We start from the raw sequence: 5,553 nt of genomic DNA, 5'->3' as shown, positions 1-5,553 counted from the left end.
GGCCTGGATCGGGCGGACCCTGGCGGTCGGCGTGCGCCCGGAACACCTGCAGCCGGCGGCGGCGGGCGATGCGACCGCGTTCGAGGCGGTGATCGACGGGATCGAGCCGGTGGGCAACGAGATTTTCGTCAACATGACCCACGGTAACCAGGCGCTGGTGATGCGCGTGGCGCCGCAGGCATTGCCGGCGGTGGGCGACACGATCCGCGTCGCGATCCAGCCGCAGGGGCTGCATTTCTTCGATGCGGACAGCGGCGAACGGTTGAACCGGGACGCGTGAGGCCCGGTCACGACCAACGGTCGTGACCTACCGGCAAACCGCCGGAACGGGTGGAACGAGACACCAGAGGTAGGTCACGACCGTTGGTCGTGACTCGCCGAAACACCAGAGGTAGGTCACGACCGTTGGTCGTGACCCGCCGAAACACCAGAGGTAGGTCACGACCGTTGGTCGTGACCCGCTCTCTCACCGGGCCAGGCCGTCCAGCAACGGGACCGGGTGGGCTTCAACGCCGTTGATGCTCAAGGCGCCTTCGGGCATTTCCAACGGCAGCACCGCCAACGCCAGGTCGCCGGCCACGCTGGCGACCGTGCCGGTGTCGGTACCGTCCAGCTGCACCCTGGCCCCGCCTGCAACGCCTTCGGCCGACCGCAACAGCTGCAACGCCCGCTTGGCCTTGCCCAGGAAATGCGTGCGCGCCACGATTTCCTGGCCGGGGTAGCAGCCCTTCTTCACGCTGTACCCGTTCAACCGGTCCAACCCCAGCTGCTGTGGGGTCCACTGCTCGCGCTGGTCCGGGTCCAGGCGCGGCAGCCCATAGCGCAGGTCGGACTGGCGCCAGGCCAGTTCGAAGGCAGGATCAGGCATGCCCGCATCGGCCGGCATCGGGCCGATCTTCAGGGTGCGGGGCAGGGCGTCGCTGCCCAGGTCCAGCTCCATCACCTCGCCGTGCTGCGCAATCGCCGCCTCGCTGGCCGCTTCCGGTGAGGTGAAGCTGCCGGCGGCGACAAGGTCGTTGCGCACCTCGATCTTCACCTTGCGACGGAACACGAAACGCTGCAACTGCGACGCAATCGCATCGGCGTCGCCATCCGCAAGCACCAGCATTACGTGCTCGGCGTCCACCTTCAACAGCTGAAACACAGACAGGGTGCGGCCCTTGGCGCTCAACCAGGCGCTCCACTGCCAGTGCCGCAGGGGCAGGGCGGTGACATCGCTGGAGAACTGGGCGTGGGCGAACAGCACCGCTTCGGTGCCACGCAGACTGAGCAGCGCGTGACCGGAAAGGCGCGGAAAACCGATGAAATCCATGGGCAGGTTGTCAGGCACGTGAACGGGGTCTAAAATTTGTGCGTTGCGAGACCACCCATGATAGGCCAAACAACCCCCACTCCAGATTCCGAACCTGAAGCCCCGCTGGTGCCGGAGGAGCAGACGCTCGTCCCGACGCCGGAGGTGCCTGTGGAAATCGGCGGCCGCGGCGGACTTGATCCGGTGCGGTATGGAGACTGGGAGAAAAACGGACGCTGCATCGATTTCTGATCAGCATTGAGCCAACGCGGCATTGTGCCGCCCAGCCGAGACAACGAGCCCAGCGAATGGCCGCCAGAGAACGTCCCCTTTCCCCGCACCTCCAGGTGTATCGCTGGCAGATCCAGATGGCCACCTCGATCCTGCATCGAGCCACCGGCATCTTTCTGTCTGTTGGAGCCCTGATCATTGCTGGCGGCCTGCTCGCCCTGATGATGGGTCCTGAATCCTGGAACTGCTTCACCGGCCACGCCGGCAGCTGGTACGGCAAGCTCTTCCTGTTCGCATGGACGTGGTCGTTCGCCTACCACCTGTGCAACGGCATCCGCCACATCGTGCAGGACTTCGCGATCGGCTTCAGCATCCCGGCCTTCGTGCGCAGCAGCTGGATGTCGGTCATCGCCAGCCTGGTGATCACCGCGCTGGTGTGGGCCTACGTCTTCCTCGGAGCCGCCGCATGAACAAGTTCCGTACCCCGCTGAAGAACGTGCGCGGCCTGGGCGCCGCCAAGACCGGCACCGAGCACTTCGTGCTGCAGCGCCTGACCGCCACTGCGCTGGTGCCGCTGACGATCTGGTTCCTGGTCTTCGTGCTGGGCCTGCTCAACGCCGATTACCTGACCGCCGCCGATGCCGTCTCCAAGCCCTGGAACGCCATCCTGCTGGTCGGCTTCCTGGTGGCCATGTTCTGGCACGCCCAGATCGGCCTGCAGGTCGTGCTGGAAGACTATATCCACAACTCGCTGCTGGCCCTGGCGCTGCAGACCACGGTGAAGTTCATCGCCGTGCTCGGCGCGATCGTCAGTGTTTTTGCGGTCGCCCGCATTGCGCTCGGCGTTGCCTGAGTCCAGGCACCAAGACAGGAATCCAGAGTAGATGTCCGCTTACAAGATTACCGAACACAAGTACGACATGGTCGTGGTGGGCGCCGGCGGTGCCGGTCTGCGCGCCACCTTCGGCCTTGCCGCCAAGGGCCTGCAGACGGTCTGCCTGACCAAGGTCTTCCCGACCCGTTCGCACACCGTCGCCGCGCAGGGCGGCATCTCCGCCGCGCTCGGCAACATGGGCGAAGACGACTGGCGCTACCACTTCTACGACACCATCAAGGGCTCGGACTGGCTGGGCGACCAGGACGCCATCGAGTACATGTGCCGCGAGGCCATTCCGGCCATCATCGAGCTGGAACACTACGGCGTGCCGTTCAGCCGCACCGAAGAGGGCAAGATCTACCAGCGCCCGTTCGGTGGCATGACCACCAAGTATGGCGAAGGCCCGGCGGCACAGCGTACCTGCGCGGCGGCCGACCGCACCGGCCACGCCATGCTGCACACCCTGTACCAGCAGTCGCTGAAGCACGATGCGCGCTTCATGATCGAGTACTTCGCGCTGGACCTGATCTTCGATGATGAAGGTGCCTGCCGCGGCGTGCTCGCGCTGGACATGTCCGACGGCTCGCTGCACCTGTTCCGCGCCCAGGGCGTGGTGCTGGCCACCGGCGGCTACGGCCGTGCCTACTTCAGCGCCACCTCGGCGCACACCTGCACCGGCGACGGTGGCGGCCTGGCCATGCGCGCCGGCATCGCCATGCAGGACATGGAGTTCGTGCAGTTCCACCCGACCGGCATCTATGGCGCCGGCTGCCTGATCACCGAGGGTGTCCGCGGTGAAGGCGGCATCCTGCGCAACAGCAACGGCGAGCGCTTCATGGAGCGCTACGCACCGCATTACAAGGACCTGGCCTCGCGCGACGTGGTGGCCCGTTCGATGACCATCGAGATCCGCGAAGGCCGCGGCGTCGGCGAGCACAAGGACCACATCCTGCTCGACCTGACCCACCTCGGCCCGGGCGTGATCGACGAGAAGCTGCCGGGTATCGCCGAAAGCGCCCGTATCTTCGCCGGCGTCGACGTGCACAAGCAGCCGATCCCGGTCATCCCGACCGTGCACTACAACATGGGCGGCATCCCGACCAACTTCCACGGTGAAGTGGTGCGCAAGGTCGGCGACAACAACGACGCCGTGGTCCCGGGCCTGTACGCGATCGGCGAAGCCGCCTGCGTGTCGGTGCACGGTGCCAACCGCCTGGGCTCCAACTCGCTGCTCGACCTGGTGGTGTTCGGCCGTGCGGTGGCCAACCGTTGCGCCGAGACGATCAAGCCGGGTGCATCGCACAAGCCGCTGGCCGCCGACGCCTGCGACAAGGCCCTGGGCCTGCTGGACAAGCTGCGTTACGCCGACGGCGATACCCCGACCTCGGTCATCCGCGACAACATGCAGCGCACCATGCAGGCCGACGCCGCGGTGTTCCGTACCAGCGAAACGCTGAAGGAAGGCTGCGCGAAGATGGCGCAGGTGTTCGATTCGTTCCAGGACGTGAAGGTCAGCGACCGTTCGCTGGTGTGGAACTCGGACCTGATCGAAACCTACGAGCTGAACAACCTGCTGCTGAACGCGGTGGCGACGATCAACTCGGCCGAACAGCGCAAGGAAAGCCGTGGTGCGCACGCGCACGAGGATTATCCGGATCGCGACGACGTCAACTGGCACAAGCACACCCTGGTCAGCGTCGACGACAAGGGCAAGTGCAGCTTCGATTACCGTCCGGTGCACATGTACACGCTGACCGACGAGGTTGCCGTGGTGCCGCCGAAGCCGCGCGTGTACTGATCGCGACCCCCGCCTACCATGCAATCCGCGCCTTGAGGGCGCGGGCCGCCTGAGCCAACGAGAGCAGCCATGGCCGAGTTTTCCCTGCCAAAGAATTCCAAGATCACGAAGGGCAAGCACTTCCCCGCCAAGAGCGGTGGCAAGAACCTGCGCACCTTCAAGGTCTACCGCTGGAGTCCCGACGACGACAGCAATCCGCGCACCGATACGTACGAGATCGACCTGGACGCCTGCGGCCCGATGGTCCTGGACGCGCTGATCAAGATCAAGAACGAGATCGACCCGACGTTGACCTTCCGCCGCTCGTGCCGCGAAGGCATCTGCGGTTCGTGCGCGATGAACATCGACGGCACCAACACGCTGGCCTGCACCCGCGCCATTGCCGACTGCGGCAAGGCCGAAGTGCCGATCTATCCGCTGCCGCACATGAGCGTGATCAAGGACCTGGTGCCGGACCTGACCCATTTCTACGCCCAGTACGCGTCGATCAAGCCGTGGATCCGCACCCAGACCCCGGCGCCGCCGGACCGCGAACGCCTGCAGTCGCCGGACGACCGCAAGAAGCTCGACGGGCTGTACGAGTGCATCCTGTGCGCGTGCTGCTCGACCAGCTGCCCGAGCTACTGGTGGAATGGCGAGCGTTACCTGGGCCCGGCGATCCTGCTGCAGGCCTACCGCTGGATCATCGACTCGCGCGATGAAGACACCGGTGCGCGCCTGGATGACCTGGAAGACCCGTTCAAGCTGTACCGCTGCCACACCATCATGAACTGCGCCCGCACCTGCCCGAAGGGACTGAACCCGGCGCTTGCGATCGCCGAGATCAAGAAGCTGATGATGGCGCGCCGCGCCTGATGAAGGGCAGTGACACGCATGGCGTGTCACTACGGTGGATTGACCCGCGTAGGGACACCCCATGCGTGTCCCAGGCGGAAACTGTTGGAACCGTAGAGCCACGCCCTGCGTGGCTTTGCCATATGTGGGAACCCGAAATGGACGAAGCCACCCTCCTCAAGAAGCTCCGCTGGCGCTGCCGCCGCGGCATGCGCGAGCTGGATCAGTTGTTCGAGCGTTATCTCGACCGCCAATGGCCCACTGCGCCTACCGACGAGCGCGAGGTTTTCCTGCGCCTGCTCGACTGCGAAGACGATAAGTTGTGGCGCTGGTTCATGGGTTACGAGGAATGCCCCGATGCCCAGCTCCGCGATCTCATCGCCCGGATCCGCGCCCTGCCGGCTTGAGTGGCGCCCCTCGCGCTGGCAGCTTGCCGCGCACCTGCTGTTCGCCGCGCTGATGCCGTGGGTGGCGTTTGCCAGCGCGCTGCCCGCGCCGGCCCGGTGGCCGCTGGGCCTGCTG

The 5,553-nt window shown here is 65.7% G+C and carries 8 protein-coding genes; 7 read left to right on the top strand and 1 reads right to left on the bottom strand.

Going from position 1 to position 5,553, the window contains the following annotated elements; all coding sequences use genetic code 11:
- Positions 1–280, top strand: a 280-nt coding sequence (locus RWO33_RS18855) for a TOBE domain-containing protein (RefSeq protein ID WP_314106810.1), incomplete at its 5' end; no start/stop codon positions are given.
- 186 nt (positions 281–466) lie between these two features.
- Here the strand turns inward: RWO33_RS18855 and RWO33_RS18850 are convergent.
- On the bottom strand, positions 467–1,330 hold the full coding sequence (locus tag RWO33_RS18850; RefSeq protein WP_314106809.1) for a folate-binding protein: 864 nt from the start codon (positions 1,328–1,330) through the stop codon (positions 467–469).
- Positions 1,331–1,369: 39 nt separating this feature from the next.
- Between RWO33_RS18850 and RWO33_RS18845 the strand changes: the two genes are divergently transcribed.
- The 6 genes from RWO33_RS18845 (at position 1,370) to RWO33_RS18820 (ending at position 5,438) form a co-directional block, all read left to right on the top strand.
- Positions 1,370–1,543 (top strand): DUF1674 domain-containing protein, encoded by a 174-nt coding sequence (locus RWO33_RS18845; protein WP_145477964.1) that lies wholly within the window; start codon positions 1,370–1,372, stop codon positions 1,541–1,543.
- Positions 1,544–1,599: 56 nt separating this feature from the next.
- Positions 1,600–1,992, top strand: a complete 393-nt coding sequence (gene sdhC, locus RWO33_RS18840; RefSeq protein ID WP_145477963.1) for a succinate dehydrogenase, cytochrome b556 subunit — start codon at positions 1,600–1,602, stop codon at positions 1,990–1,992.
- A complete protein-coding gene (gene sdhD, locus RWO33_RS18835) occupies positions 1,989–2,375 on the top strand; it encodes a succinate dehydrogenase, hydrophobic membrane anchor protein (RefSeq protein WP_314106804.1) in 387 nt (128 codons plus the stop codon). Before sdhC ends, sdhD begins: the two co-directional genes overlap by 4 nt.
- Before the next feature lie 31 nt (positions 2,376–2,406).
- Positions 2,407–4,197: a succinate dehydrogenase flavoprotein subunit gene (gene sdhA / locus RWO33_RS18830; RefSeq protein WP_145477961.1), complete on the top strand. Its 1,791-nt coding sequence runs from the start codon at positions 2,407–2,409 to the stop codon at positions 4,195–4,197.
- A 69-nt stretch (positions 4,198–4,266) separates the two neighbouring features.
- Complete coding sequence (locus tag RWO33_RS18825) at positions 4,267–5,052, top strand: succinate dehydrogenase iron-sulfur subunit (RefSeq protein ID WP_145477960.1); 786 nt, start codon at positions 4,267–4,269, stop codon at positions 5,050–5,052.
- A gap of 137 nt (positions 5,053–5,189) precedes the next feature.
- Positions 5,190–5,438, top strand: a complete 249-nt coding sequence (locus RWO33_RS18820; RefSeq protein WP_314106802.1) for a succinate dehydrogenase assembly factor 2 — start codon at positions 5,190–5,192, stop codon at positions 5,436–5,438.
- Positions 5,439–5,553: the final 115 nt, after the last annotated feature.

It is taken from the genome of uncultured Stenotrophomonas sp. (assembly GCF_963519925.1).
Lineage (GTDB): Bacteria > Pseudomonadota > Gammaproteobacteria > Xanthomonadales > Xanthomonadaceae > Stenotrophomonas > Stenotrophomonas maltophilia_AE.
This window is presented reverse-complemented; position numbering and strand designations above follow the sequence as displayed.